The organism is Sphingopyxis sp. (genome assembly GCF_016463645.1).
Classification (GTDB): domain Bacteria; phylum Pseudomonadota; class Alphaproteobacteria; order Sphingomonadales; family Sphingomonadaceae; genus Sphingopyxis.
Window position 1 is genome coordinate 1 of sequence record NZ_JAEMQX010000050.1, and the last position, 25,264, is coordinate 25,264.

Here is a 25,264-nt window from a genome sequence, read left to right on the forward strand (position 1 = left end):
GCGGGGGGTCGGGTAGGCGCAAGCGGAAAGACCGCCCCGGAGCATCGGCTTCGAAGCGGTCATCGCATATTTGACGGACGTTCAGCCGCGCTGAGAATCGAGCATCTCGTGCTCGTTCGCAACCTGCTGCGCCTTGGCATGGCTTTCGATGAGGAGCTGATAGGGCGGGAAGATCTTCGTATAGACGTCGGCCCACTCGGCGGCGTCATCACGGTGCCAGGTGCGTTGCAGTTCGGAGGCAACGGCGGCGGTGTCCATCGGCACGACGCCCGCCTGGACGATGCGCGCGAGAGTGATTTCCTGCGCCATCTTCGAATAGGTCCCCGACGCGTCGACGACGGCGAACACCTTGTACCCTTCCTGCACCGCGCTGATCGACGGGAAGGCCATGCAGACGCTGGTGATCGTGCCCGCGACGATCAGCGTCCTGCGGCCGGTTTCCTCGACCGCGGCGACAAAGTCGGGATTGTCCCACGCGTTGATTTCACCCCGGCGCGCGACATATTTCGCGTGCGGGGCGTTCGCGTGGATCTCGGGGATCAGCGGGCCGTTCGGCCCCTGCGGCACCGAGGCCGTGGTGATCACCGGCATATTGGTCAGCGTCGCCATTCTCGCGAGCGCGGCCGCGTGGTTGCGCAGGACCGGCATCGGCATGTCGGCAACGGTCTGGAACAGGCCGCTCTGATGGTCGATCAGCAGCATCGCCGCATCATCCCGTTCGATCACCGGGCGGGCGCCATTGAAGTTTGCGGGCTTTGTCATGTCAGGAGTTCCTTCGTGTCCGGAGCGGATCGGGCTTGTCCGGATGCCGCCTTCATCCGGCGACGACGTCCCGATATTCGGGGTGGCGTGCGTACCAGCCCGCCATGAAAGGGCATTGCAGCACCAGTTTTGCGCCGCTTTCGCGCGCATCGTCGAACACCGCCCGGGCCAGTTCCGAGGCAAGGCCCCTACCCGAAAATTCATAGGGAACCTCGGTATGGGTCAGGACGCGATGGCCGTTGTCGTCGATCCGGTAATAGGCGAGCGCCGCATCGTCGCTGCCGTCGATCGCCAGCCTGTATCGATGCGCGTCGCGCTCGTGGATCACTTCGGCCATCGCATCCTCCTTTGTCGTGCCCGGTCGGGTCAGTCCCTGAAGTCCTTTTCGGGATTCGACCCGTCCCAGTTCTCGAACACATGCATGAAGCCCGGAACAAACTCCTCGCGCGCCCAGTCGCGCTGCAGCTCGCAATAGAGCTGCGTCTTGCTGATCAGCCTGCCGCCCGCCTGTTCTATGCGGCGCAGCGCCGCCTCGTGCGCGGCGACCGAGGTGCCGCCCACCGCGTCGGCGACGACATAGACCTCATAGCCTTCCTTGAGGGCGTCGAGCGCCGGAAACGCCAGGCAAGCTTCGGTCCACAGCGCCGTCATGATCAGCTTGCGGCGTCCGGTTTCCTCGACCGCGCGCCGGAACTCGATATCCTCCCAACTGTTGATCGTCGTGCGGTCATAGGTCGGGAGATGGCCGAGCACGGCCTGGATTTCGGGGATCGGCGGCTTGTTGCGGCCGCTTTGGACGTTGACCGTCGAATGGACGATCGGAAGATCATAGTTCACCGCCGCTTTCGCGGTGCTGACGATGTTGAAGACCAGCTCGCGCCGGTCGATCGACCGGATCGAGGATACCTGTATCGGTTGATAGTCGATGATGATGAAGGCCGAATTCTGCGGGGTCAGCAAATGGTCGGTATTCGGGTCGCGGATCGCTTCGCTGGTCATGGCTCGTTCCTTTCTTCGGATGCGCCCTTGTCGAATCCCGGGGACCGGCCGGACGCCGTCCGTCCCCGTAAAAATGGCCCGGCTCTTTGGGGGGAGGGAGAAGAGCCGGGCCGCAGCGTCAGGCCGCTTGCGCGAACTTGCCGCTGTTGAAGTCGTCGATCGCCTGTCGGATTTCGGCCTCGCTGTTCATGACGAACGGGCCGTAGCCGACGATCGGCTCGTCGATCGGCTCGCCGGTCAGCACGAGCAGCGTCGCGTCGCCGTCCGCGCGAACCTGCACGGAATCGCCGTCGCGGCCGAGCATCAGCATCTCGGCCTCGCCGACCCGATGTTCGCCCTCGACGGTCACATGCCCGCCCAGCACGACCAGCATTGCGGTGTGGCCGTCGGGCAGCGCCAGCGTGATGTCGGCATCGCGGGTCAGGCGCATGTCCCACACATTGATCGGCGTGAACGTCTTCGCCGGGCCCTTGTTCCCGCCGAAATCGCCGGCGATCACGCGCGCCACGCCCGCGCCATCGGGCAGGTCGACGACCGGGATGTCGGCGTTGACGATCGCCTGATATCCGCCCGGCGCCATCTTGTCCTTGGCGGGCAGATTGACCCAGAGCTGCACCATCTTGAACGGCCCTCCGGTCCTGGCGAAGGCCGGCGAGTGATATTCCTCGTGCAGGATGCCGCCCGCGGCGGTCATCCACTGGACGTCGCCAGCGCCGATCACGCCGCCGTTGCCGGCCGAATCCTTGTGTTCGACCTCGCCGTCATAGACGATGGTCACGGTTTCGAAGCCGCGATGCGGATGCTGTCCGACGCCGCGCCGCTCGGTCGTGGGGCTGAAATAATGCGGCCCCGCATAGTCGAGCAGCAGGAAGGGACTGATGTGCTGTCCCAGCGTGTTGTAGGAAAAGAGCGAGCGGACGGGGAAACCATCGCCCACCCAGTGGCCGCGATCATTGCCGTAGCGGCCGAGAATCGTCTTGGTCATCGTTCATTCTCCCGGCGGAGCGACTCCGAACGAGCGCTCCGGGCTTGGAATGAAGATGCTCCTGCGACGCTGGCGCCGAAAGATTGAGAAATCGGACGCAGCGTCCTATCAACAGGACGATGCAGGACCTCAACGATCTCTATTATTTCGTGCAAGTGGTTGATCATGGAGGCTTCGCGCCCGCCGCGCGCGCCATCGGTCAACCCAAGTCCAAACTGAGCCGCCGCATCATCGAACTCGAGGAGCGGCTCGGCGCTCGCCTGCTCAACCGTTCGTCACGTCGCTTCTCGGTCACCGAGGTCGGGCAGGAATTCTACCGCCATTGCGCCGCGATGCTCGTCGAGGCCGAGGCCGCCGAACAGGCGATCGCCGAATTGCGCGCGGAGCCGCGCGGGGTGGTTCGCATGGCGTGTCCAGTCGGCCTGCTGCAATTCCAGTTCGGCAGCCTCATCGCGCGCTTCGTCAGGGACAACCCGGCGGTCGAGGTGAATCTGAAAAGTTTGAATCGCCCGGTCGATGTGATCGCCGAAGGATTCGACCTGGCGATCCGCGTTCGCTTCCCGCCTCTCGACGACACGGGCCTTGTCATGCGCAAGCTCGACGACAGCCATCAATGCCTTGTCGCCAGCCCCGAACTGCTGGCCGCGCCCTTGTCCTCCCCCGCCGATCTCAATGGCTTGCCGAGTCTCGATCTCGGGCCGGCACGGAAGGAACATTTTTGGGAACTGGAAGGCCGTGAGGGCCAAAGGGCGAGCGTTCGACACAATCCCCGCATCGTGACCGACGACATGGCGACGTTGCGCGCGGCCGCCCTCGAAGGTCTCGGTATCGTGCAGCTCCCGACGCTTCTTGTCTGGCCGGATGTAAAGGCGGGGAATCTCGTCCATATACTGCCCGACTGGCGGCCTCCAGCCGCCGTCGTCCATGCGGTTTTTCCGTCGCGCCGGGGGTTGCTGCCGTCCGTGCGAGCGCTCCTCGACCATTTTGCCCGCGAATGCGCCATCCAACGCGCGATCGCGGTGCGCGAACTGAATGGTTGAAGCTCTTTCATTCGGAGCAAAAGGCGCGTCATCCGGAACCGGACACCGATTGCGGCGGAGGCGTGGCCGCCGCTTCCCGGGTTTAGGCCGGTGCCGTGCGCCGCGTCCGGCTTTCCCAGATCGCGACCGCGGCGAGAAGCAGCGTCGTGCACCACCCCATGACGAGCAGATTGGCGTTGAGCCCGATCGGGGCAAGCGCGAGGGCGGCCGCGATTCCGGCGAGGTGCGAGGCCGGGATGCGGCCATAGACGACGCGGCGGTAGATGGCGCTGCCCGCGAGATAGAGCACGGGCCCGGCGGCGATCACCAGAACCTGCGGCAGGCTGGCGTGGCCGTCGGGGTGCTCCATCGCGAGATCGTTGCCGACCGCGCAGACGATGATGCCCGCGACGAGGATCGCGTGGACATAGTTGAACCAGGCGCCGATGCGGCCGGGGTCGTCCGATGTCGTGATCTTGGCGGTCGCATCCTTGCTCGAGGTACCGAAATAGAGCCACCAGAGTGCGAGCGTGCCGAGGAAGGTCGCGCCGAGCGCCGAGAGGAGTGGAGTGCTCCACGCCTCGCCGCGCGCGAGCGTCGCGCCGGTCGCGAGCAGGGTCTCGCCCAGCGCGACGATGACGAAGAGCTGGCATCGCTCGGCGAGGTGGCCGCCCTCGATCGTCCACTCGCTCGTGCGCGATCGTCCGAGCCCGGGAAAGGCGAAGCCGGTCATCGGCGCGACATATTCGATGAGGATGGCGATCGCCCAGAGTGCGAGCCGCAGCTCGTGCCCGGCAAGCGCGCCGGCGATCCAGAAACAGCCCGAGAGGATGAACCAGGCCGCTATGCGGCGGTAATTGGCGGTGAGCGGCGCGGCGCGGTCGAGCTGGGACAGCACGAAAAGGGTGCGGCCGAGCTGAATCGCGACGAAGCAGCCCGCGAAGACGAGCCCCTTGTCGCCGAAGGCGTCCGGAATCGCGGCCGCCATCACCAGCGCCAGCAGCATCAGGACGAAGAGAAAGCTGCGCAGCCTCGGATGTTCGGGATCGAACCAGTTGGTGACCCAGCAGGTATATTGCCAGCCGAGCCAGACCGCGAACCAGAGGATCAACGTTTCAAGCGCCCCGACGAGGCTGAGGTGATGAAGGAGCGTGTGGCTGAGCTGGGTGACCGCGAAGACATAGACGAGATCGAAGAACAGCTCTTCGAAAGTCACGCGGGCATGATGGCCGTCGCGATCGCGCAGCATCGCGCGGGCGTGTCCCGTCATCGCGAAAGGCGCCAGATCGCGATGGCCGCCAGCGCGGAGGGTATCAGGAAGACGATGAACAGGATCGGCAATTCCTCGCGCACCGAATAGCCGGCTTTCGTGACGCCGACCCACATGTTCAGCAGCACAACCGCCAGCCAGACGGGAATGAAATATCTGGCGGCGAGCGCGAGGTCGGGGCGCGTCCCGCCCCACAGATGGCCGAAGAGCAGAAACAGCCCGAGCAGCACCGCGCCGCCCGTGATGACCAACAACATGTGCATGATCGAATCCCCCAGCTGATTTGCCGCCAGCTTACGCCGCGGCCGCATGTCCGAAAAGAGGGGCGGATGGCGCCCCGGTTCGCCATCCGCCCGCCTGTCCCGGCCGCCGGGCGGCGACCGGGGGAGGGGTCACTTGGTCGTGTAGCCGCCGTTGACGAGGATCGTCTGGCCGGTCATCCACCAGCCGTCGGACACCAGCATGCGGATCCACGGCACGATATCCTCGATGTCGGTCAGTCCCGTCTTCGAGAAGCCCGACAGCGCCGCGGCCGATTTGTGATAGGCCTGCGCGTCGGCTTCCTCGGCAGGGTAGAAGAAGGGGGTGTCCATCGGGCCGGGGCCGATCGCGGTCACCGAAATACCGCGCGCCCCGAACTCCTTCGACGCGGCGCGGGTGAAATGTTCGACCGGCGCCTTGGTCCCCGCATAGGCGGCGTAGAAGGGCGTATAGGCGCCGAGCAGCGAGGTCACGAGCGTGCAGACCTTGCCATTGTCGTTCACATGTTTGCCGGCTTCCTTGAGGAAGAAGAAGGCGGTCTTGGAATTGACGGCGGTCATCTCGTCATATTCGCCCTCGCTGATTTCGGTGAAGGGCTTTTTCAGCACCTTGCCGACGGTGTTGATCGCGATGTCGGGGCGACCGACGGCGGCGATCGTGTCGGCGAACAGCTTTTCCATCGCCGCCGCAGAGGTAAGATCGGCCTGGAAGGCGACCGCCTCGGCGCCCGCGGCGCGGACCGCGGCGAGCGTGGCTTCGGTCTCCGCCGCCGAGGACGCGCTGTTGTAATGGATCGCGATCGCCCTGGCGCCCTGTTCCGCGAGGTCGCGCGCGATCAGCCCGCCCAGATTCTTGCCGCCGCCGGCGATGAGGACGGTCTTACCCATGATGCTGTGATCGGCCATTTCGGTCTCCTTGGTCGTTGTTTATCCAAGGCTAAGCCGCTTTCGCCTTGTCCGCTTTCAAATTCCGGCGCAGTTTTCGGATATCGTCATGGCGAGTCGTGGGAACTCGCAAGGTGGGTGGAGTGACCGAAGCCACGCCGGCTATATGGGACGGCATCAGACCGCGCTCGGCGCGCGACGTCGTCGCACGGCATCAGGCGCGGATCGGGCCGTTCGGCGTGCTCGCTGCCGCCGAAAATCTCGAAGCGCCGACCGACTGGGCGTTCGAGGAAGATGATCATGTCATCGTCGTTCATCTCGGCGGCCGGCTCGACCGGATGGAATGCGAATTTTCGGTCGGTCCGTCGGGGCCGGTGTTGCCGGCGCGCGGCGATGTGTGGATGATTCCCGCGGCGTGCCGCTATGCCGCGCTGGCGCAGGGCGAGCGCGCGGAGTTCGTCGAATTGAGCGTGCCGACGGCGCTGCTTTCCGATGCGCCGCTGACGGCGCGGGTCCGGCATCGCGACGATTTTCTCTTCCGCGCGGCGGAGCGGCTGTTCGAACTGATGCCACGCGCCGACGATCTGGCGCGGATGGCGTCGCACGAGATCGGCGAAGCGCTCGAACGGCATTTGTGCCAGCGATACGGGCATCGCGAACGGATCGCGGACCGCCGTGCGCTGTCGGCGTCGGATCGCAACCGCCTTGCCGATGCGATCCGCGGACAGCTCGACGCCGGGCACAGCCTTGCCGGGCTCGCGGCGCTGGTCGGGATGGACGAGCGGCGCTTCACCGGCGCCTTTCGCGACGCGTTCGGGCTGTCGCCCTGGCAATATGTGATGCGGGCGCGGCTCGACGAAGCGGCGCGGCGCCTCTGGCACGGTGCGGAGCCGGTGACCGAGATCGCGCTGGCGACGGGCTTTGCGTCGCCCAGCCATTTCGCGACCGCCTTTGCACGGCGCTTCGGGGTGCCGCCGTCGCGCTACCGTGCCGCGGCACGATAGCGCGGTCAGCGACCCGCCGGATCAGAACTTCAGCCGCGCGCCGACATAGAATTGGCGGCCGTTGTCATAGATGGCGCGTGGGCGGTCGCGGGTGCCCGAATATTGCTCGATCTTCTCGTTGGTCAGGTTGATCGCGTCGGCGGTGAGCGCGATATTGTCGGTGATGTTGACGCTGACCGACGCATCGAGCGACGACAGCGCGGCCTGATTGAGCGGCGCCGCGCGGTCGATATCGATGAAGAATTTCGACCGGTAGTTGTACGAGAGCCGCGCGCTGACGAGGTCGTTCTCGTAATAGCCCGTCAGGTTGAGCGAATGTTTCGAGTTGCCGGGGATCGGGTCGCCATTGTTCGCCTTGGCGTCCGAATAGGTGTAGTTGACCACCGCGCCGAAGCCGCCCCAGATCGGGCGCGACACCTGGAATTCGAAGCCCTGGTTGCGCCCGCCGCCGCCGTTGCTGCGCCGGTTGATCTGATAGGGGCAGTCGAAGAGGTTGGGATTGCCGCCGGGCGCCGCGACGCAGCCCGCGGGCTCCGACCCCGGCACGAACACGCTCGGCAGGATTTCGGTCGAGGTCGTGTTGACGATGTAGGATTCGATATCCTTGTAGAAGGCGGCGAGCGCGACGATCGTCTCGCGGTCGGGATACCATTCGAACGACAGGTCGAGCTGATTGGCGCGAAAGGGTTTCAGGTTCGGGTCGCCGCCGCGGCCCGTGAGCAAGGTGCCGTTGAGGTCGACGCCGGGTGTGATGTCTACGAAATCGGGGCGCGTCACTGTCCTGCCCGCGCTGAAGCGCAGTACCATCTGCTCCGACAGGTCGATCGACAGGTTCGCGCTCGGCAAAATGTCGGTGTAGGAGCGTTTCGCGCGCGACGGGGTGAAGCCGCCGAACGGGTTGGTGAATTCGGGATTCGCCCCGCCGATGATGAAGCCGTCCGACGTCTGCTTCGTTTCGATCACGCGCACGCCGACATTGCCGCGCCAGCCGTCGCCGCCGAGTTTGGCGAGGCCATAGCCGCCCCACGCCTTTTCATTGATCGAATAGCTGTTGCCGGGGACGAGGAAGCGATCGTTTCCCGGCGACGTCGACGCGCCATAGATCGCGCGCAGCTTCGCGGGATCGACCCGCCAGTAATCGGTGAGCGTGCCGGGCGATGCGATATTGTCGAGGAAATCGCCGGGCATGCCGCCGCCGGTCGCGAAATCGGCCGCGGTGCACGGCGCGCCGTTGCAGCGCAGGCCGGGGGTAAAGACGCCGCCGTTGGTCGCGAAGCGTTCGGCGACGCGGTCGTGGTCGGTATATTTCAACCCGAATTTGAGCGCGGTGAGTGGCCCCCATTCGAGTTCCTTCTCGACGTCGAAATAGACATATTTCTCTTCATCGTCGTTGGTGACCGACTGGATGCGTCCGAAGTCGGGGCGGATGCCCGCGGGATCGAGCGGGTCGGGATTCGCGAAGCTCACTTCGGGCCGGCCGCTGGTGAGATCGTAGCTGAACGCGCCGGGTCCCGCGAATTCCATGAAATTCTCGTTGCTCGTGTCGCCGTTCGCCTTGGTCCAGCCTGCCTTGAAATGGACCGACAGGCTGTCGGTCGGGCGGTACGTCAGGTCGAGGTCGGCCGACACGGTCTTGGCGACCGCCTGCCGGTCGATCGCGTCATAAACGACGCCGAAGCCCGTCGTGCCGCCGTTCGCCGACGCGATATCGCCCGAGACCGCGACGCCATCGCGGACGACCGCATTGCTGATCGTCCCGCCGCCGCCGAGCGCCTGTTCGCCCCAGGCGATGTAATTCTGGTTGAAATTGTCGGCGTTGAAGCGCGAATAGAGGCCCGTGATATTGATTTCGAGCTCGTCCGAGGGACGGAACTGGATGCCGATATTGGCGCCGTAGCGTTCGCGGTCCTGTTCGAACATCGTCGAGCCGATCAGGGTCGGGACGAGCGCGTCCTGCCCGCCGCCGACGGGGAAGGAGCGGTAGCCGAAGATTTCGAGCCCGTCGCGACGCGTGCGCCGCTTCTGGTAGATCGCGCCCAAAAGCACGCCGAAGGTCTCGTCGGCGTTCTTCCAGCTGACGAGGCCCGAGAGCTGCGGATCGACCTTGCCAGAGAGATCCGAATAGGCGGCCTGCGCCGACGCCGAGAGGGTGAGCGGGTCGAGGTCGAGCGGGTTGCGCGTGATGACGTTGATCGTGCCGCCGACCCCGCCTTCCTCGACGTCGGCCTGCGGGCTCTTGTAGACTTCGAGCCGGCCGATGATCTCGGCGGGCAGGGTCAGATAGTTGAAGCTGCGCGTCGAGGCGACCTGATCGAGGATGAACCAGTCGGCGGTCGCGACGCTGTGGCCGTTGAGCAGCGTCTTGGTGAGGTTCGGCGCGGTGCCGCGCAGCGAGACGCGCTCGCCTTCGCCGAACTCGCGGTTGACGACGATGCCGGGAACACGCTGGAGCGCCTCGGCGACATTCTTGTCGGGGAATTTGCCGACATCCTCGGCGGTGACAACGTCGGCGATCACCGACAGGTCGCGCTTCGCGTCGATCGCCTCGCGAAGCGAGCCGCGGATGCCGGTGACGACGATTTCGCTCTCGGCCGCCGCATCGGCGGCGGGGGATGTGGTCTGCGCCTGCGCCGCGGATGCTGTAAGAAGCATCGTACCAATGCTCGCCGAAGCGAGCCAATATCGGGCATTGGTCATATAAAAATCCCTCCTCATGGATGCCAATCAACTATATCTGCTGATTTGAAGGGGAATTTATACGGACCAATTTTTCGGTCAATATCGCTCCGTCGCGAATTTATATCCGTTCAAGGCGCCGCATAGGTATTTTTGGTACCTAATTGGTATTATAAGAATGCTTAGTAGGTTGCTAACCAATTCGGACGCGGCGACTCGCGCCTGACCGGGTCAGAACCGGGGCAATGGCTGGTTGGCAAAGCCCCAGCCCTTGAGGTCGGCGCTCGCGGCGCGTTCGAGCAGTTCGTCGGCGTCCCCGATCGTCCACTGCCCCGCCTTTTCGACGTCGGCAAGCGCGTCCCAGCCGATCGGCACCGCGACGGGAGCCTGTTCGCGTGCGCGCGCCGACCAGGGCATGATCGCGGTGCTGCCGCGCTGGTTGCGCAGATAATCGATGAAGATCTTTCCCTTGCGTTTCGCCTTGCTCATCGTCGCGACATAGCGGTCGGGTTCGGCAAGGCTCAGCGCTTCGGCGAAGCGTTTCGAAAAATCCTTGTGCGCGTCCCAGCTGTGGCCGGGACCCACCGGCACGACGACGTGCACGCCCTTGCCGCCCGAGAGCATCGCGAAGCTGACGAGGCCGATGTCGGCGAGCTGGCGGCGTATGTCGAGCGCGGCCTTCTTCACATCGGCGAAATCGAGCCCCTCGTCGGGGTCGAGGTCGAACACCATGCGATCGGGCGCTTCGACGTCATCGACATGGCTGTCCCAGCCGTGGAATTCGATCGTCCCCATCTGGACGCAGGCGAGCACTCCGTCGGCGTCCTCGACATAGATATAATCTTCGTGCCCGCCGTCCTTCTCCCTGATCGGGACGTGACGGACATGATCGCCGAACGAGCCCGAATCATGCTTCTGGAAGAAGCATTTCTTCGCGCGTCCCTGCGGACAGCGAACGAGGCTGACCGGGCGGCGCGCCATATGCGCGAGCATGAGCGGGGCGACGGCGGCATAATAGTCGGCGAGGTCGCCCTTGGTCGCCTTCGCTTCGGGAAAGATCACGCGGTCGCGGCTGCTGATCTTCACATCGCTTTCCGCTTCCGGGGCGGGTTGCTTCACTTCGGGGGTCACCTGCTTCGCCTCCTTGTCGCTCCTGAGCCCGAGAAAGCTCGCATGGCGCACCGATCCGCCCGCGGTGATTTCGGCGAAGGCGATCTCGGCGACGAGCTCGGGCTTGAGCCAATGGACCTTGCGCGCGGCGACCTTGTCGACCGCGAGGGGCGCGGTCTTGCGTTCGAGCCGCGCGAAGGTCTTCGCAAGACCGGCGAGGCTGCCGCCGTCGAAGCCGGTGCCGACATTGCCTTTGTAGACGAGCGTATCGCCCTCATATTGCGCCAGCAGCAGCGAAGAGAAAGGGCGCGCCTTCGTCGACGACGGTTTCCAGCCGACGATGACAAATTCCTGCCGGCGCGTGCATTTGACCTTTACCCAGTTTTTGGTGCGACGGCCGACGTAAGCGGCGTCGGCGCGTTTCGAGATGATGCCTTCCTGCCCGGCGCCGCACATCGCACTGTAGAGCGTCTCGCCGGCGCCGATGACATGATCGGCGACCGCGATCGGCGCCTTGGCATTGCGGAGCAGCGCTTCGAGCCGTTCCTTGCGTTCGAGATTGCCAAGTTTCGCGAGTGACTTGCCGCCTTCATCAATGAGATCGAAAGCGAAGAAATGGAGCGCGGTCGCCTCGTCCTGCGCGCCGTGGCCGCGTTTCAGCACCGCCTGCAGCGAGGAAAAGTCGGGGTTGCCCTCGCCGTCATAGGCGACGATCTCGCCGTCGATCAGGCAGGGCGGCAGGTCCAGCGCGGCGATGTGGCGGACGAGCGGGGCGAACTTGTCGGTCCAGTCGAGGCCGCTGCGGGTGTAGACGCGCACGTCGCGGCCCGATGCGGCGATCTGGGCGCGGTAGCCGTCATATTTGATCTCGTGGAACCAGCCGTTGCCCGACGGCACCGCGTCCACGAGCGTCGCGAGCTGGAGCGGACGGAATGCGGGCGGCCTGGCTTTCGGTTTCGCCTTGGCGACCTTGCGGTTGTGCGCGGCGGCCGCCGTCATTTTCTTTGCGAAGGCCTCGCCCTTGGCGCCCTTCAGCGATTGCTCGCCGCCCGCGTCGGCGGCGATCTCGGCCATGGTGCGGCCGGTGAGGATGCTCGTGAGCTGGCGCCCGACGAGATCGTCGGTGCCGCCCGCGAAGGCATCGTCGACCTTGCGGAGCAGCCAGTTCTCGCGCTTCTCGCCACCGCGCGGCTTCATGCGGACGAGCAGCCATTCGCCCTTCATCCGCTCGCCGTCGAGGGTGAAATGGAGGTGGCCTTTTTCGATGTCCTTCGCGCTCTTGCCTTCGACCGGCGCCCAGGTGCCGCGGTCCCAGAGCATCACGGTGCCGCCGCCATATTCGCCCTTGGGGATCACGCCTTCGAAATCGGCATAGCTCATCGGATGATCTTCGGTGCGCACCGCGAGGCGCTTGTCGGCGGGATCGGCGCTCGGGCCCTTGGTCACCGCCCAGCTCTTGAGCACGCCATCGACTTCGAGCCGGAAGTCGTAATGGAGCCGCGTCGCGTCGTGCTTCTGGACGATGAAGCGGTTGCCCCCCTTGTCCTTTTTGGCGCCCTTCTCGACCTTGCCCGCGGGCTCGGGGGTCAGCTTGAAATCGCGCTTGGCGTTATATTGGGCAAGGGGGTCAGCGCGGCGCATCCTCACTCCTCTCCGGGCCGTCCTCCACTTCGGGCAGGCGGCGCTCGACGAAACGGAGCAGGACGAGCAGCACGAGCGCGAGCGCCGCGCCGATCAGCACCACCGCGAAATAGCCCGCCCCGCTCGCGATGCCGATCGCCGCGGTCAGCCAGATATGCGCGGCGGTGGTGAGGTTGCGTACCTCGCCGCCTTTGACGATGATCAGCCCCGCGGCGATGATGCCGACCGCCGCCGCCATGCCTTCGATGACGCGGAGCGGGTCGACTCGCGATTGCGGGCCGCCGAGCTGGTAATAGAGCGCGATCGCGACGACGGTCATCAGCGATGCGCTCAGCGCGACGAGCCCGTGGGTGCGCAGCCCGGCGTCATAGCCCTTGAGCTCGCGGTCGAGCCCGAGGACGAGTCCGACGAGCGTCGCGACGCCGAGGCGCAGCAGCACCTGCGTGTCGATCGTTTCCAGCCACAGGGCGTCGTTGAGCTCCATCAGGCGCGCTTGCGTTCGGAGGTTTTTCTGGCCGGCGCCTTTTTCGCCGGGGTCTTTTTCGCGGGGGCTTTCTTCGTGTCGCTCGCGGACGTTTTTTTCCTGCCCTCGACCGACGCCTTCAGCGCCGCCATCAGGTCGATGACGTTCGAACCGCCGCCGACCGGGCCGGGCTCCTCGACATCCTCGAGCACGCGCTTGCCTTTGGCTTTTGCCTTTTTCGCGATCACGCGCTTGATCGCATCGACATAATGATTGTGATAGTCCGACGCGTCGAACTTGCCCGATTTCTTGTCGATCAGCGTTTCGGCGAGGTCGAGCAGGTCGGCGTCGGGTTTGCCGGTGCCGACGTCGCGGAAATAATTGGCCGCCTTGTTCACTTCGTCGGCATAGCGCAGCACTTCGAGCACGAGGCCCTTGCCGCACGGGCGCAGCCCGACGAGCTGTTCCTGCCCGCGGATCGACAATTGGCCGAGCCCGACCTTCTTCGTGCGCTTCAGCGCCTCGCGCAGGACGATATAGGCTTCCTCGGCGAGTTCGTCGGCGGGGACGACATAATAGGGCTTGGCATAATAGAGGATGTCGATGTCGCCCGCGTCGACGAACTGGAGCAGCTCGAGCGTGCGCTTGCTCTCGAGCTTGACCGCCTCGATCTCCTCCTCGTCGAGCAGGACATAATTGCCCTTCGACATCTCATAGCCTTTGACGATGTCGTCGGTGTCGATCGGCCCGATGCCGGGCACGACCTTCTCATATTTGACCGGCTTGCCGCTCGGTTCGTGAATCTGGCGAAAGCTGATCGCGGCGCCCGATCTGGTCGCGGCATAGATTTCGACGGGGATCGACACCAGCGCGAGCCGGATCTGTCCCTTCCAATAGGCGCGTGCGGCCATGGCACTCCCTTTCGCTGCCTCATTCGGAGTCGGAGTCCAAATGTTCGGGGCGGCGTGGGGGTTCCGTCCAGCGTGCCTTGTGGCCGGTGGGCGGGGATCGCTTCGAGGCGGTGGCGCCGTCGATGGCGCTTATGCCATGCGGGCCCCGTCAGAAGTCGATCGATGCCGACGCCTTGAAAGTGCGCGGGGTGCCCTGCAGCAATTGGGTGCCGAAGCTGCTGAACGCCGACGCCCAATAGCGCTTGTTGGCCACATTATCGACGCCGAAACGCAATGTCAGCGGCTTGTCGCCGACCACCGCGACATAGCGCGCGCCAAGGTCGAAGCGCGTCCACGAGCCGAGTTCGAGCGTGTTCGCCTGGTTCGCCATCTGCTTGCCGGTGTGGACGACGCGGCCGGTCAGCGTCAGCGCGGGTGCAAAGGGAAGGTCCCATTCGATGTTGGCGTTGGCGGTCCATTCGGGGATGCCCGGCGCGTCATTGCCCTGATTGGTCTCGCCGGGGGTTCGACGCAGCTTCGGATCGTTGACGGCGACGCCGCCGATCAGCCGCAGGCCCTGAACCGGCTCGCCGTCGAAGGTGAATTCGACCCCGCGGTTGCGCTGGACACCGAAGGGGCCGAAGATCAGTTCGCCCGGCGCGGACGGATTGACGCGGTAGTCCGAATTGGGGCGATCGATCTGGAACCAGGCGAGCGCGGCGTTGAAGCGGCCGAAGCTGAACTTGCCGCCGACTTCATATTGCACCGAGGCATAGGGCGGCAGCACTTCGCCGCCGTTGGTGACGATGATGTCGGGGCCGCCCGCGGGGTCGGCGACGGTCGGCGGCGCGGTCTGGCCCTGTTCGAGCCCTTCGATGCGGTTGGCGTAGAGCGAGAGCCCTTCGACCGGTTTGATCACGAGACCGACGACCGGGGTCACGGCATCTTCCTTGTAGGAGCTGGTCAGGTCCCCTGCCTGGACGCCCGGGCCGTCGCTATAGGCATAGCCCTTTGTCCGGATCTGCTGGAGGCGGAGCCCGCCGGTCAGGAGGATGCGGTCCTCCCAGAAACCGATCGTGTTCGACGCGAACAGGCTGGCGACGCGCGTGCGGCCGATCGGAAAGGGATCGTCGATGTCGCCGCCGACGAAGCCGGTCGCAGGGCGCGGCACGTCGACGGGATCGTAAAGGTTATTGGCGAAAGTGCCGGAAAAAAAGTCGAACGCGTTCCGGTTGACCTGCCAGCTCGCGGCGGCGCCGAAATTGATCTCGTGGCTGATGCCGCCGGCTTCGAGGTTGACGCGCAGTCCGGCGACGGCCGATTCATTATTATCGGTGCGCGGCACCCAGGAGCCGGTGCCGCTGCCCGCGCCGGTCACCGGGTCGAGCAGGGTGAAGGAGCTGGTGATCTGGTCCTCGCGCCCGTCGCGCGCGCCGAAGCGGGCATAGAGCAGCGCATTGTCGGCGATGTCATATTCGAGGCTGAGCGAGCCGAAGACATCCTCGGTCTCGATCGCGGCCCACGGCTGGGCATAGTTGACGCTCGCGCCGGGGGCCTTGGGGATGGCGGTGCTGACGGTGATCTTGGGCCGCCAGTTCGACTGGCGCAGCCGCTGGTAATTGACGTTGAGCGAGGCGCGGAAGGCGCCGCCGTCATAGTCGACGGTGCCGCCAAGCACATAGGAGGAATGGAATTCGTCATCGATCGCGATGTCGCCGCGGCGCACCGACCCGTTGACGCGAACGCCCCAAGCGTCGTTATCGCCGAAGCGGCGGGCGACGTCGAAGGCGCCGGCGAATTGCGAATCGCCGACGAAACCCAGCGTGACGCGCGACAGGTCGCGTTCCGCCCGCTTGGGGATCAGATTGACGCTGCCGCCGATGCCGCCGCCGCTTGGCGCCGCGCCGTTGACGAAGGCGCTGGCGCCGTTGATCACCTGCACCGACGAGAAGAGCTCGGGCACGACCAGCTGACGCGGGGTGATGCCATAGAGGCCGTCGAAACCGACATCGTCCGAACTGAGCGCAAAGCCGCGGATCACGAAGACCTCGCCGGAAATGCCGAAGCCCAATGTGGTGCGGATCGTCGGGTCGTTTTCGAGCAGCTCGCCGAGCGTGTCGGGCTGCTGGTTGAGGATCAGCGCCTCATTATAGCTGCGGATGTTGAACGGGACGTCTTCGGCCGCCTTCGCGCCGAAGATGCCGACGTTACCGCCAGCGGTGACCTCGGTCCGGTTATTGCGCTGCGCGGTGACGAGGATATCGTCGGCGGCGCTCGCGTCCTGCGCCATGGCGGGCGCGGCGAGGATGAGCACGGCGCTGGCTGCGGAGAGGCCGAGCGCGGTGCGGAAGGTCGATGTGGTCACGGATATTCCCCTTTTCAGGCGCGGTCCTACCCCGCGCGTCACATTTCAGGTGCGGCGGGCGCGCATCGCCCAGCCGGCGGCCAATATCGGTATGGCGAGCAGCGCCCATGAGATCGCGTCGCGCCAGCCATCGCCGGTCAGCGCGACGACGAGGCCGACAAGGCTGGCGAGTGCGAGCAGCAGCGGGACGGCGAAGATCGCGCGGAGGCCTTGGCGTTTCCTCATTCGGCGGGTGCTCCGGCAATGCCGGGAACCAGCGTGCCGCCGCTCTCGACCTCGCGCACCAGCGCGTCGGTGCCGAAGCGGCGCTTGCCGAGCCAGAGATAGAGGCCCGAGCCGAGGACGATCATCGTGAAGAGAGTGAGAATCGCCCAGAGAATCTTGAGCGGCAGCGCGCCATAATCGCCGAAGTGCAGCGGCTGCGACAGCGCGAGCGCCTTCGCATACCAGGGCATCGGGCGCGCGTCGGTGAAGGCGCCCGTCTCGGCATCGATCAGCGCCGCGGTGAGCAGATGTTCGGTGAGCGGCGTGTCGCCCTGAAAGAAGACGGCATAATGATGCTTGCTGCTGAACGCGCCGCCGGGGAAGGCGATGAACTGCGGATTGTTGCCGGGAATCTCCCGGCGCGCCGCCGCCATCGCCTTGTCGATCGAGCCGTAATTTTCGGGGGGCACCGCGCCCTTGCCGTCATAGGCCTTCGTCATCTCGGCCAGCTCGGTCCGCTGCCAATATTCGAAGATCGGGGTCGCGAGCGCGTTGATCACCCCGGTCGCGCCGACGACCGTCATCCACGCGAGCGCGACGATGCCGAGCAGATTGTGATAGTCGAGCCATTTGACGCGGCGGCTGCGCGAGGTGCGCAGCGTGCCGAAGTCGAGCTTTTTCATGAAGGGCGCATAGAGCACGACCCCCGAGACGATCGCGATCACGAAGAACAGCCCCATCAGCCCGAGAAAGAGCATGCCGGGCAGGCCGAGGAACATGTCGGTGTGGAGCTGGAGCAGGAAGTGCATCACGCCGCTTTCGTCGACGGTCGAGGTCGCTGCGCCGGTCGAACGATCGAGGATCTGGATCGTCATGTCGGTGGCGGGCGAATCGGCGCGGGGCGCGGTGGTGACCGTCATCGACGGCTGTTCATTGTCGAACGCCATGAAGACGGGGACTTCGCCCGGCCGCGCCGCGAGCGCCTTGGCCAGCATTTCGTCGAGCGGCCTGAGGCCAGGGGCCTCGCCCGACGATCCGACCCCGGGCATGCCATAATGCGGCGTTTCTTCGGTCAGTTCGTCGATCTCGTCGTGAAAGATCAGCGGCAGGCCGGTGACACACAGCATCAGCAGAAAGGCGGTGCAGACGATGCTCGTCCATTTGTGGATGAGGAACCATGTCCGGATGGTCGCGCGTTGCATGTCGAGAGGCTGCTGCTATTGCGAAGAAAAATCAATAGCGCCCTATGGCGTGACCCCGAAATTGACAACCGGATTTACCCGGCAAACCCCGCCGTTCGGGCCAGCTATGCCATCGAATGGGCCATCGCGGGCACCTCGACGATGCAATGCCGCCGCGAAGCGTTCGATCGCCCGGTCGATGAGCGGCTGCCAGCCCGACGCAGGCCCGAAACGAACGCTCCGCATTTCCGATGCGGGACCCTTTCTTCGTCGCGGGCGTTATCAAATAACAATTTGATTTCCTTTTGCCGTGTCTTCAAAACAGCGGTGAGGGACCGCTCGTATCGATGGAGCAGCCATGCCCCTGAGCCGCGAAATAGAACGACTGCGCGCCGAACATTCAGCGCTGGTCGCGCTGGCGCGGGTTGTGACCGAATTGATCAGGGCTCCCGAACCGTCGAAACTGACCGAACTGGCTTCGGCGCGCGCGCTGCTTCGCGAGACGCTGGTACGGCATCTGAAATGCGAGGACTGGATTCTCTATCCGCGGCTGAGGGCGACCGGCGATCGGGAGCTGATGCACGTCACGCGCGAGTTCGAACTCGAAATGGGCGATCTCGCTGCGGAATATGTCGCGTATGACGAGCAATGGACGGCGGCGCGCGTCGCCGCCCATTGGCCCGAATTCCGCCGCGAGACCGTCGCGATCTTCAGCATGTTGGCGACACGGGTCGAGCGCGAGGAGCGCGAACTCTATCCGCTCGTCGACAAGCTTTACGCCGCTGCCGCCGCGCTCGGCCCCCCGGTCACGGACGAAGTGACAATTTCCAGCTGAACGCGACGCGCAGACCCTGATCATATCCCGGAACCGGCTGTTTCCACGGGTCGGCGAGTTCGAGCCCGATCGTCGCATTCTCGGCATAGGCGACGCGGATGCCGCCGCCCCAGCTACCGAGCTCGAAGCCGGTGCGCGGGATCGCGGTGCGGCCGACCAGGGTGATGTCGGCATAGTCGATGAAGCTGTAGATTTCGCTTTTCGAGAAGCGCCCGCCGCGCAGGGGACGGAAGCCGAATTCGCCGAACGCCGCATAGCCGCGGTCGCCGCTGACCAGCCCGTCGTCGAAAGCGCGGCCGAACGTCGCACCGCCGACGCTGAAACGTTGCGCCGCGGGCAGGCGGTCGCGCGTCCAGCGTCCCGTCGCGGCCGCTCGCACCACGAACGCCTTGCCGATCGCCTGGTTCGCCTCGATCGCGGCGTCGGCATAGGCGAAGCCGACCTCGCCCACGCCGGGGTCGACGCGCGCGCCGGCGAAGTCGAGCCCCTTGGCACCGCCGACGCGCGCGCCGATGACGGTACGGTCTTCGCTGAGGCGGAAGGCGAGGCTGCCGCTTGCCGTCCAGGTCTTTTCGGCGGCGATCGTCGAGCCGAACAGCGCATTCCTGGAATCGAGATAATCGAGGCGGCCGGACGCGACGAGATTGCGGCGCGACGCGCGGATCAGCGGATGGTTGACACCGAAGCCCGCGCTCCACGCCTCGCCGTCGATTGCGAGCCCTTGGGGCCGGGTACGCAGCGCGGCGCCCGAAAGCTCGGCGCGCGTGCCGTCGGCGCCGATCGGGGTCGAATGGCTTGCCGCGAGATAGAGCAGCGACCTGAAATCGAGCGCCGCGGCGCCGGTGAGCCGCGTTTCGTCGCCGCTGCGCAGGAGGCTGGTGCCGCGTGCGTTCGCCTCGACGATGCCGTCGTTCACGAACTGGCTGGTGCGTGTCGTGAAGCCGAGCCCGACGGTCGGCTTTTTCGCGTCGACAGCGAGGTCGAGCGCGACCGCGCCCTGCTCGCCGCCGAGCGCGAGTGAGGGGGTGACGGTGACTCCAGGAAGGTCGGCGATATTGCCGAGCGCACGTTCGAAGCGGGCGCGGGGGAGCGGGCGCCGGCCGGCGAGGCCGCCCGCCATCTTCGCAACGAGCGGCGCGGGGCCGCTCTCGCGTTCGCCGCTCAGCGTAACCGACCCGATATAGCCTTCGGCCGAGGCGACGGTGACGACGCCGCTGGACAGATCCTGTTCGGGAATGACGAGGGTGAAGAGCGCGACGCTCGACCGGTTGTAGGCGCGCGTCATCGCCGCGGCGAGTTTCGCGAGATTTTCCGACGAAGCGGGCTTGCCGACGAAGCGCTGCGCCGCGCGGGCGACATTGGCAGGCACCCCCGCGCCGACGAAGCGGATCTCGCGGACGGTGACGTCGGACTGCGCGCCGAGTTCGACCTTGCCGAGCGAAAGTGGCTTCGCCTCCGGATCGGGAAGCGGGTCGCGGCTGCGATCGGGGGCAAGGGGCGGACGGCCGTCGAGCGGCGTCTCCGCCGGTTGGGCCGCGAGCGCCGCGGCGGGGAGGAGCAGGGCTCCTGCGACCGCCGCGGCACAGGCGCTGCGCAATGGGCGCATCGGGTGCTGCTTCAGTTGCCGCGTTTCGGTTTCAGTCCGCCGAGGACGCCCCCGACGGTGCCGGTGACCCCGGTGACGAGGCCGGTTACCGGATCGACGGTCGCGCCGCCGTCGGTCGTCCCGCCGGTCAGGCCGTTCGTGACCTGACCGAGCGCGCCGGTTGCAGTCGTGACGACATTGCTCACCAGCGTGACGGGCGTTCCGGTCGGGTTGCCGGGAGTGCCGCCGGTCAGCCCGCCGGTAACGCCGCCGAGCAGATTGCCGCCCGTGCCGGGCTGCAGCGTGACGAGCTGTCCCGCCGATCCGACGCCGACGGTCAGCAGGCTGCCGTCCGTCTGCCCGGGCGACAGGATGCTCGCGCCGATCAGCGGCGAGGCGGTCGGGCTGCCGATCGCGGTCGCCTCGCCGATCGTCGCGGTGATCAGCTGACCGGGCGCGGCGGCAAGACCGTCGACCAGATACTGCTGGCCGTTCCCCGTCTGGACGAGCGCGACGCCGGTGTTCTTGACCACGCCGACGACGGTCCCGACGAGGTTGGCGTCGCCCGGAACCTTGCTGTCGACCGCGCTGGCGAGCAACAGGCTCTTGTCGGCGATCACATTGACGAGACCGCCCGTCTTGACGAGCACATTGCCGATGACCGGATTGGTCGCGGCGGGATCGCCCGTGTTGGCGAGCAGGCCGGTTCCCGCGATGCCGCCGGGGCCGACGAGACCGCCGACCGCCAGCGCGCCGGCATCGCCGAGGCCGAGGCCGCTACCTGCCGGTCCGGCGGGCCCGGTCGCTCCGGTAGGGCCGGCGGGTCCGGCAGGGCCCGCAGCGCCGGTTGCACCGCCGCTGCCGACGCTGCCGACACGGTAGCTGCCCGACGATTCACACGCCGCGAGTGCAAGGCACGCCGGAATCAGGATGAGATGAGATGGATGGATTGCGAAACGAGACAAAGGCATGAGACATCCCCTTCCTACACTTCTGGTCCCGATGCCCGATATTCTCATGCAAACAGAAAAGTTCCCGACTTTTTGGTATTTTTTGTCGTTCACCAGATATGTAAACTAGTAAGTTAGATGTATTCTAGGAAATCTGTCGATTTCTGATTCTCGATATTAACTAGAATATATATTCGGTTCTTTTTGAACCTCGATCAACAATCGGAGAACCTGTGCCCTTGTGGAACGGTTTGGGTGCACGGCCGGGCGACGCTTCGCCGATGACCGATTTGCCGCCGATCTTTCTTCATTGCGTCATTGCGCTGTCACGCCTTCGCCGCTGCGCCGCAATATCGCCCGCCTAATCCCCGCGCGACCCGGGCGCCATTTCGGTGCCGGGAAAAGGGGATTCACCGAATGACCACCATATTCAGGGGCCGACTGCGGACCGGAGCCGCCTTGATCGCCATGCTCGCCGCGACGCCGGCCTTCGCCGAAGAGGTCGCGGTCGACGCCGCCGATGGCGCCGGTGTCGAAGAGATCGTCGTGCTCGGCCAGGGGCAGGCGCGGCAGGTGCAGGAACTGGGCGCCGCCGACATCGCGCTCGAGGTGGCGGGGATCAGCCCCCTGAAGGCGATCGACAAGCTGCCCGGGGTCAATTTTCAGGCGGCCGACCCGTTCGGTGCCTATGAATGGTCGGCGCGCATCTCGATCCGCGGTTTTTCGCAGAACCAGCTCGGCTTCACGCTCGACGGCATCCCGCTCGGCGACATGAATTATGGCAATCACAATGGCCTGCACATCAGCCGCGCGATCATCAGCGAGAATATCGGCAAGGTCGAAGTCGCGCAGGGCGCGGGCTCGCTCGCCGCGGCGTCCACGAGCAATCTCGGCGGCACGATCGAATTCTTCTCGCGCGAACCCGCCGACGAACCGGGTGTCGAGGCGTCGGGCACCTATGGCAGCGACGATACCAAGCGCGCCTTCATCCGCGTCGACAGCGGCGAGATCGCGCCCGGCGGCCCGCGCCTGTCGCTGAGCTATGCCTGGCAGGACGCCGACAAATGGAAGGGCAACGGCGTCCAGCGGCAGGATCAGGTCAATGCGCGGATCGTCCAGCCGGTCGGCGACGGCCAGTTCTTCGGTTTCGTCAACTACTCGAACCGCCGCGAGAACGACTATCAGGATCTCAGCGCCGAGATGATCGGTCGCCTCGGTTACAACTGGGACAATTACGCGAAGAACTGGGATCTCGCGGTGCAGGTCGCCAAAATCTATCAGAACCAGACGGCGCGGGCAGCGTATAACGCGGCGGTTGCCGACGGGTCGCTGCCGCTCGGCACGCCCTTCGTCGCGCCCTATGCCGGGATCGGCGAAAGCTTTCCCGCGCCGGTCGCGACCGTCGACGACGCCTATTATGACGCCGCGGGCCTGCGCAAGGACTGGCTGGCCGGCGCCGGCGTCGAAGCGCCGCTCGGCGAATATTGGACCTTCAAGGCGAGCGGCTATTATCACGGCAACGAAGGTCGTGGCCTGTGGTTCACCCCCTATGTGACCACGCCGGGCGGCGCGCCGATGACGATCCGCACCACCGAATATGAGATCGAACGCTATGGCATCGTCGCCTCCAGCCTGTTCGAGGTCGGCGCGAACAAGTTCGAAATCGGCATGTGGTACGAGGATAACGACTTCAACCAGGCGCGCCGTTTCTATGGCCTCGACGACACGACGGGCGCACCGAGCCGGGGCAGCCTGACATTCCCGACCGATCCGCTGGCGACTCAGTGGGATTTCGATTTCAACACCCAGACGCTGCAATATCATGTGCAGGACACGCTCGATCTCGGCAGCTTCCAGATCAACGGCGGCTGGAAAGGCCTCCGCGTCACCAACCTCGCTACCCCGATCGTCAGCGGCGGGCTGGCGTCGGGCAAGACCGAGGCGAAGGACTGGTTCCTGCCGCAGGCCGGCCTGCTCTATCGCCTCAACGACGATAACGAGGTATTCGCGAGCTATACCGAGAATATGCGCGCCTATGAATCGTCGGCGACCGGCGGTCCGTTCGCGACGACGCAGGCGGGCTTCGACGCACTCGACCTGAAGCCGGAGACGTCGACGACCTACGAAATCGGTTTCCGTACCAGGTCGCCCCGCTTTCAGGGCGTGATCGCGGGCTATTATGTCGACTTCAAGGACCGCATCATCGCCTTTGCCAACGGGTCGGGCATTCAGGGCAACCCGGCGATCCTGCAGAATGTCGGCGACGTCCGCTCGTGGGGAGTCGAGGCGGCGGGGACGTTCCGCGTCACCCCCGAACTCTCGCTCTTCGCGTCATACGCCTACAACGACTCCCAATATCAGGACGATGTCGTGACCGCGGCGGGCGCGGTGGTGGCGGCGACGGCGGGCAAGACGGTGGTCAATTCGCCCAAGCATCTCGCGAAGGGCGAAATCACCTGGGACATGGGCAGCTTCTTCGTGCGGGCGGCCGCGAACTATACGTCGAAGCGCTATTATTCGTACGAGAATGACGCCGAGGTCGGCGGTTTCGTCATCGTCGACGCCAGCATCGGCTATCGCCTCAACGACCGCATCTCGATCCAGGTGAATGCGACGAACCTGTTCGACAAGGAATATGTGTCGACCATCGGCACCAACGGCTTTGCCAACAGCGGCGACGCGCAGACCCTGCTCGCGGGCGCGCCGCAGCAATTCTTCGTGACGCTGAAGGCCGGTTTCTGAGGGGACTTGCGGTACCGGCCCGCTCAACGATTGACGATGGTGGCGCGGTCCCGCTAGGGCCGCGCCATCATTTTTTGGGAAAACAGTTCATGACCGATACGCCCCCCGACCATCTGTCGACCAATCCGCGCTCGCCCCATTTCGATATGGAGACGTTGCAGCGCGGCATCGGGATCCGCTTCAACGGCAAGGAACGTACCGATGTCGAGGAATATTCGATTTCGGAAGGCTGGATCCGCGTCGCCGCGGGCAAGTCGAAGGATCGTTTCGGCCAGCCGATGACGATCAAGCTGTCGGGTACAGTCGAGGCCTGGTTCGAGGATGTCGCCGACGAAGGTGGCGACGCCTGACGCTGCGAGGTCTCGACGCCTAAAGAAAGCCCCGGAGGCGATCCGGGGCTTTCTTTATGCGCGCACCGGCGATTGCCGATTGTTTTTGCGGCTTACTGGCCGAGCGAGGCGGCAATGGTTTCGAGGCCGTTGCCGGGCTTCCAGTCGTTCTGCGCCCAGACCGGCGCCTTGAAGCTCGGCGCCCCGTTCGGTGCATCGGGTTCGCCGTCGGCGTAGATGAAGCCCTGTACGGGATTGGCGCGGAGGCCAAGGTCGCCGATCGGCGCGTACCAGACGCGGACCATGCTCCAGTCGCCGTCGTCGCTGACGTCGACGACGCGAACGTTGCGCTCGATCTGGCCGCGGCGGCCGTTGATCGGCGACCAGTTGGCATGGTCGATCAGGATTTCGCGGTCGCTGACGATCTTCTTGACGACGGCGACATGGCCCAGCGGCATACCGCGCGTGCCGGCGAAGGCCATCACGGCGCCCTTGCGGGGCTCTTCGCCGCGCTGATAGGTGCCGGCGGCCTGCGACCACCACGTCTTGGCATTGCCGCGAATCTCGACGCCCGATTCGGCGCGGGCGAAGGGGACGCACTGCAGATAGTCGCGCGCCGCGGCGGGGGCGCTGGCGAGCAGGCCGGTGATCGTCATCACAGACGCGATGGCGGCTGCCAGATAGCGACGATAAAGCATGGAAAGCGACCCCCCGATGGCTTGTCTTCAAGCGTTGGAGCGTCTTTGCCACGGTCTGCGCGGCCCACCACCCGTCTAGCGACGAGTCGCGCCGATGATGCGGTGGACGGGGGAACCTTTTGTTAAGCTGTTCAATTCGTCGCGCGGTGCGCTCGGCTGGGCGCCGTCAGGCCGCCTCGGTCGTCACATCGTCGGGGCGACGGAACAGGGTCAGCACGTCGCCCGCGGGCATCGGCCGGCCGTAATAATAGCCCTGGATATTGCTGCAGCCGAAACCGCGGAGCGTTTCGACCTCGAGCTCGGTTTCGGCGCCCTCGGCGGTCGTCTGCATGCCGAGGCTGTCGGCAAGCGCGACCACGGCGCGGATGATCGCGATCGATTCGATGCTGCCCTTGGCGGCGCCGACGACGA

General features: G+C 65.5%; 23 protein-coding genes. 5 read left to right on the plus strand and 18 right to left on the minus strand.

Translation table 11 applies throughout. The annotated features are described in order from the left end of the window. Nucleotides 1-81: 81 nt before the first annotated feature. From JHC57_RS11900 to JHC57_RS11915, 4 genes are all read right to left on the minus strand, one after another. Complete coding sequence (locus JHC57_RS11900; RefSeq protein ID WP_294030236.1) at nt 82-762, minus strand: hydrolase; 681 nt, start codon at nt 760-762, stop codon at nt 82-84. A gap of 52 nt (nt 763-814) precedes the next feature. Next, complete coding sequence (locus JHC57_RS11905) at nt 815-1,099, minus strand: GNAT family N-acetyltransferase (RefSeq protein WP_294030237.1); 285 nt, start codon at nt 1,097-1,099, stop codon at nt 815-817. A 29-nt stretch (nt 1,100-1,128) separates the two neighbouring features. After that, entirely contained in the window at nt 1,129-1,761 is a 633-nt protein-coding gene (locus JHC57_RS11910; protein WP_294030238.1) for a hydrolase, read from the minus strand. 118 nt (nt 1,762-1,879) lie between these two features. Further along, the gene (locus JHC57_RS11915) at nt 1,880-2,746 is read right to left on the minus strand and encodes a pirin family protein (RefSeq protein ID WP_294030240.1); all 867 of its coding nucleotides are present in this window, start codon (nt 2,744-2,746) and stop codon (nt 1,880-1,882) included. 119 nt (nt 2,747-2,865) lie between these two features. Between JHC57_RS11915 and JHC57_RS11920 the strand changes: the two genes are divergently transcribed. Continuing rightward, complete coding sequence (locus JHC57_RS11920; protein WP_294030241.1) at nt 2,866-3,786, plus strand: LysR substrate-binding domain-containing protein; 921 nt, start codon at nt 2,866-2,868, stop codon at nt 3,784-3,786. An 82-nt stretch (nt 3,787-3,868) separates the two neighbouring features. On the opposite strand, the gene JHC57_RS11925 is transcribed toward JHC57_RS11920, so the two are convergent. The 3 genes from JHC57_RS11925 to JHC57_RS11935 form a co-directional block, all read right to left on the minus strand. Continuing rightward, nucleotides 3,869-5,035 carry a low temperature requirement protein A gene (locus JHC57_RS11925; RefSeq protein WP_294030242.1) on the minus strand — a complete coding sequence of 389 codons (1,167 nt, stop codon included), beginning with the start codon at nt 5,033-5,035 and terminating at the stop codon, nt 3,869-3,871. Continuing rightward, nucleotides 5,032-5,298 carry a hypothetical protein gene (locus tag JHC57_RS11930; protein WP_294030243.1) on the minus strand — a complete coding sequence of 89 codons (267 nt, stop codon included), beginning with the start codon at nt 5,296-5,298 and terminating at the stop codon, nt 5,032-5,034. Before JHC57_RS11930 ends, JHC57_RS11925 begins: the two co-directional genes overlap by 4 nt. Before the next feature lie 129 nt (nt 5,299-5,427). Next, a complete protein-coding gene (locus JHC57_RS11935) occupies nt 5,428-6,201 on the minus strand; it encodes an SDR family oxidoreductase (protein ID WP_294030244.1) in 774 nt (257 codons plus the stop codon). A 122-nt stretch (nt 6,202-6,323) separates the two neighbouring features. On the opposite strand from JHC57_RS11935, the gene JHC57_RS11940 reads away from it, so the two are divergent. After that, nucleotides 6,324-7,184, plus strand: a complete 861-nt coding sequence (locus JHC57_RS11940; RefSeq protein ID WP_294030246.1) for an AraC family transcriptional regulator — start codon at nt 6,324-6,326, stop codon at nt 7,182-7,184. Nucleotides 7,185-7,205: 21 nt separating this feature from the next. Here JHC57_RS11940 and JHC57_RS11945 read toward each other — a convergent pair whose 3' ends face one another. The 7 genes from JHC57_RS11945 to JHC57_RS11975 form a co-directional block, all read right to left on the minus strand. Further along, the gene (locus JHC57_RS11945) at nt 7,206-9,881 is read right to left on the minus strand and encodes a TonB-dependent receptor (protein WP_294030247.1); all 2,676 of its coding nucleotides are present in this window, start codon (nt 9,879-9,881) and stop codon (nt 7,206-7,208) included. 210 nt (nt 9,882-10,091) lie between these two features. Then, the gene (ligD, locus tag JHC57_RS11950) at nt 10,092-12,611 is read right to left on the minus strand and encodes a DNA ligase D (RefSeq protein ID WP_294030248.1); all 2,520 of its coding nucleotides are present in this window, start codon (nt 12,609-12,611) and stop codon (nt 10,092-10,094) included. After that, entirely contained in the window at nt 12,598-13,095 is a 498-nt protein-coding gene (locus JHC57_RS11955; RefSeq protein ID WP_294030249.1) for an MgtC/SapB family protein, read from the minus strand. The genes ligD and JHC57_RS11955 overlap by 14 nt, the downstream gene beginning before the upstream one ends. Next, entirely contained in the window at nt 13,095-13,985 is an 891-nt protein-coding gene (locus JHC57_RS11960; protein ID WP_294030250.1) for a Ku protein, read from the minus strand. Before JHC57_RS11960 ends, JHC57_RS11955 begins: the two co-directional genes overlap by 1 nt. 148 nt (nt 13,986-14,133) lie before the next feature. After that, nucleotides 14,134-16,329, minus strand: coding sequence for a TonB-dependent receptor (locus tag JHC57_RS11965; RefSeq protein ID WP_294030252.1), 2,196 nt, complete (start codon nt 16,327-16,329; stop codon nt 14,134-14,136). A gap of 45 nt (nt 16,330-16,374) precedes the next feature. Continuing rightward, complete coding sequence (locus JHC57_RS11970; RefSeq protein WP_294030253.1) at nt 16,375-16,554, minus strand: hypothetical protein; 180 nt, start codon at nt 16,552-16,554, stop codon at nt 16,375-16,377. Further along, nucleotides 16,551-17,735: a PepSY domain-containing protein gene (locus JHC57_RS11975; RefSeq protein WP_294030254.1), complete on the minus strand. Its 1,185-nt coding sequence runs from the start codon at nt 17,733-17,735 to the stop codon at nt 16,551-16,553. Before JHC57_RS11975 ends, JHC57_RS11970 begins: the two co-directional genes overlap by 4 nt. A 337-nt stretch (nt 17,736-18,072) precedes the next feature. Between JHC57_RS11975 and JHC57_RS11980 the strand changes: the two genes are divergently transcribed. Next, a complete protein-coding gene (locus tag JHC57_RS11980; protein WP_294030255.1) occupies nt 18,073-18,549 on the plus strand; it encodes a hemerythrin domain-containing protein in 477 nt (158 codons plus the stop codon). Here JHC57_RS11980 and JHC57_RS11985 read toward each other — a convergent pair. Together JHC57_RS11985 and JHC57_RS11990 are read right to left on the minus strand one after the other, a co-directional pair. Further along, a complete protein-coding gene (locus JHC57_RS11985; protein WP_294030256.1) occupies nt 18,521-20,155 on the minus strand; it encodes a ShlB/FhaC/HecB family hemolysin secretion/activation protein in 1,635 nt (544 codons plus the stop codon). The two genes, JHC57_RS11980 and JHC57_RS11985, sit on opposite strands and share 29 nt — an antisense overlap. An 11-nt stretch (nt 20,156-20,166) precedes the next feature. After that, nucleotides 20,167-21,105 (minus strand): hypothetical protein, encoded by a 939-nt coding sequence (locus JHC57_RS11990; protein ID WP_294030257.1) that lies wholly within the window; start codon nt 21,103-21,105, stop codon nt 20,167-20,169. Nucleotides 21,106-21,501: 396 nt separating this feature from the next. Between JHC57_RS11990 and JHC57_RS11995 the strand changes: the two genes are divergently transcribed. After that, nucleotides 21,502-23,826, plus strand: coding sequence for a TonB-dependent receptor (locus JHC57_RS11995; RefSeq protein WP_294030258.1), 2,325 nt, complete (start codon nt 21,502-21,504; stop codon nt 23,824-23,826). A gap of 89 nt (nt 23,827-23,915) precedes the next feature. Further along, nucleotides 23,916-24,176 carry a DUF3297 family protein gene (locus JHC57_RS12000; protein WP_294030259.1) on the plus strand — a complete coding sequence of 87 codons (261 nt, stop codon included), beginning with the start codon at nt 23,916-23,918 and terminating at the stop codon, nt 24,174-24,176. A 92-nt stretch (nt 24,177-24,268) separates the two neighbouring features. Here the strand turns inward: JHC57_RS12000 and JHC57_RS12005 are convergent, their stop codons facing one another. After that, nucleotides 24,269-24,853, minus strand: a complete 585-nt coding sequence (locus JHC57_RS12005) for a CHAP domain-containing protein (protein WP_294030260.1) — start codon at nt 24,851-24,853, stop codon at nt 24,269-24,271. A gap of 166 nt (nt 24,854-25,019) precedes the next feature. Further along, the coding region (locus JHC57_RS12010) for an EAL domain-containing protein (RefSeq protein WP_294030261.1) at nt 25,020-25,264 on the minus strand (245 nt) is incomplete at its 5' end.

What these genes read in the sequence shown, in the direction of transcription:
- JHC57_RS11900 (WP_294030236.1), bottom strand. Translation starts at nt 762, where the DNA reads ATGACAAAGCCCGCAAACTTCAATGGCGCCCGCCCGGTGATCGAACGG.
- JHC57_RS11905 (WP_294030237.1), bottom strand. Translation starts at nt 1,099, where the DNA reads ATGGCCGAAGTGATCCACGAGCGCGACGCGCATCGATACAGGCTGGCG.
- JHC57_RS11910 (WP_294030238.1), bottom strand. Translation starts at nt 1,761, where the DNA reads ATGACCAGCGAAGCGATCCGCGACCCGAATACCGACCATTTGCTGACC.
- JHC57_RS11915 (WP_294030240.1), bottom strand. Translation starts at nt 2,746, where the DNA reads ATGACCAAGACGATTCTCGGCCGCTACGGCAATGATCGCGGCCACTGG.
- JHC57_RS11920 (WP_294030241.1), top strand. Translation starts at nt 2,866, where the DNA reads ATGCAGGACCTCAACGATCTCTATTATTTCGTGCAAGTGGTTGATCAT.
- JHC57_RS11925 (WP_294030242.1), bottom strand. Translation starts at nt 5,035, where the DNA reads ATGACGGGACACGCCCGCGCGATGCTGCGCGATCGCGACGGCCATCAT.
- JHC57_RS11930 (WP_294030243.1), bottom strand. Translation starts at nt 5,298, where the DNA reads ATGCACATGTTGTTGGTCATCACGGGCGGCGCGGTGCTGCTCGGGCTG.
- JHC57_RS11935 (WP_294030244.1), bottom strand. Translation starts at nt 6,201, where the DNA reads ATGGCCGATCACAGCATCATGGGTAAGACCGTCCTCATCGCCGGCGGC.
- JHC57_RS11945 (WP_294030247.1), bottom strand. Translation starts at nt 9,881, where the DNA reads ATGACCAATGCCCGATATTGGCTCGCTTCGGCGAGCATTGGTACGATG.
- ligD (WP_294030248.1), bottom strand. Translation starts at nt 12,611, where the DNA reads ATGCGCCGCGCTGACCCCCTTGCCCAATATAACGCCAAGCGCGATTTC.
- JHC57_RS11955 (WP_294030249.1), bottom strand. Translation starts at nt 13,095, where the DNA reads ATGGAGCTCAACGACGCCCTGTGGCTGGAAACGATCGACACGCAGGTG.
- JHC57_RS11960 (WP_294030250.1), bottom strand. Translation starts at nt 13,985, where the DNA reads ATGGCCGCACGCGCCTATTGGAAGGGACAGATCCGGCTCGCGCTGGTG.
- JHC57_RS11970 (WP_294030253.1), bottom strand. Translation starts at nt 16,554, where the DNA reads ATGAGGAAACGCCAAGGCCTCCGCGCGATCTTCGCCGTCCCGCTGCTG.
- JHC57_RS11975 (WP_294030254.1), bottom strand. Translation starts at nt 17,735, where the DNA reads ATGCAACGCGCGACCATCCGGACATGGTTCCTCATCCACAAATGGACG.
- JHC57_RS11980 (WP_294030255.1), top strand. Translation starts at nt 18,073, where the DNA reads ATGCCCCTGAGCCGCGAAATAGAACGACTGCGCGCCGAACATTCAGCG.
- JHC57_RS11985 (WP_294030256.1), bottom strand. Translation starts at nt 20,155, where the DNA reads ATGCGCCCATTGCGCAGCGCCTGTGCCGCGGCGGTCGCAGGAGCCCTG.
- JHC57_RS11990 (WP_294030257.1), bottom strand. Translation starts at nt 21,105, where the DNA reads ATGCCTTTGTCTCGTTTCGCAATCCATCCATCTCATCTCATCCTGATT.
- JHC57_RS11995 (WP_294030258.1), top strand. Translation starts at nt 21,502, where the DNA reads ATGACCACCATATTCAGGGGCCGACTGCGGACCGGAGCCGCCTTGATC.
- JHC57_RS12000 (WP_294030259.1), top strand. Translation starts at nt 23,916, where the DNA reads ATGACCGATACGCCCCCCGACCATCTGTCGACCAATCCGCGCTCGCCC.
- JHC57_RS12005 (WP_294030260.1), bottom strand. Translation starts at nt 24,853, where the DNA reads ATGCTTTATCGTCGCTATCTGGCAGCCGCCATCGCGTCTGTGATGACG.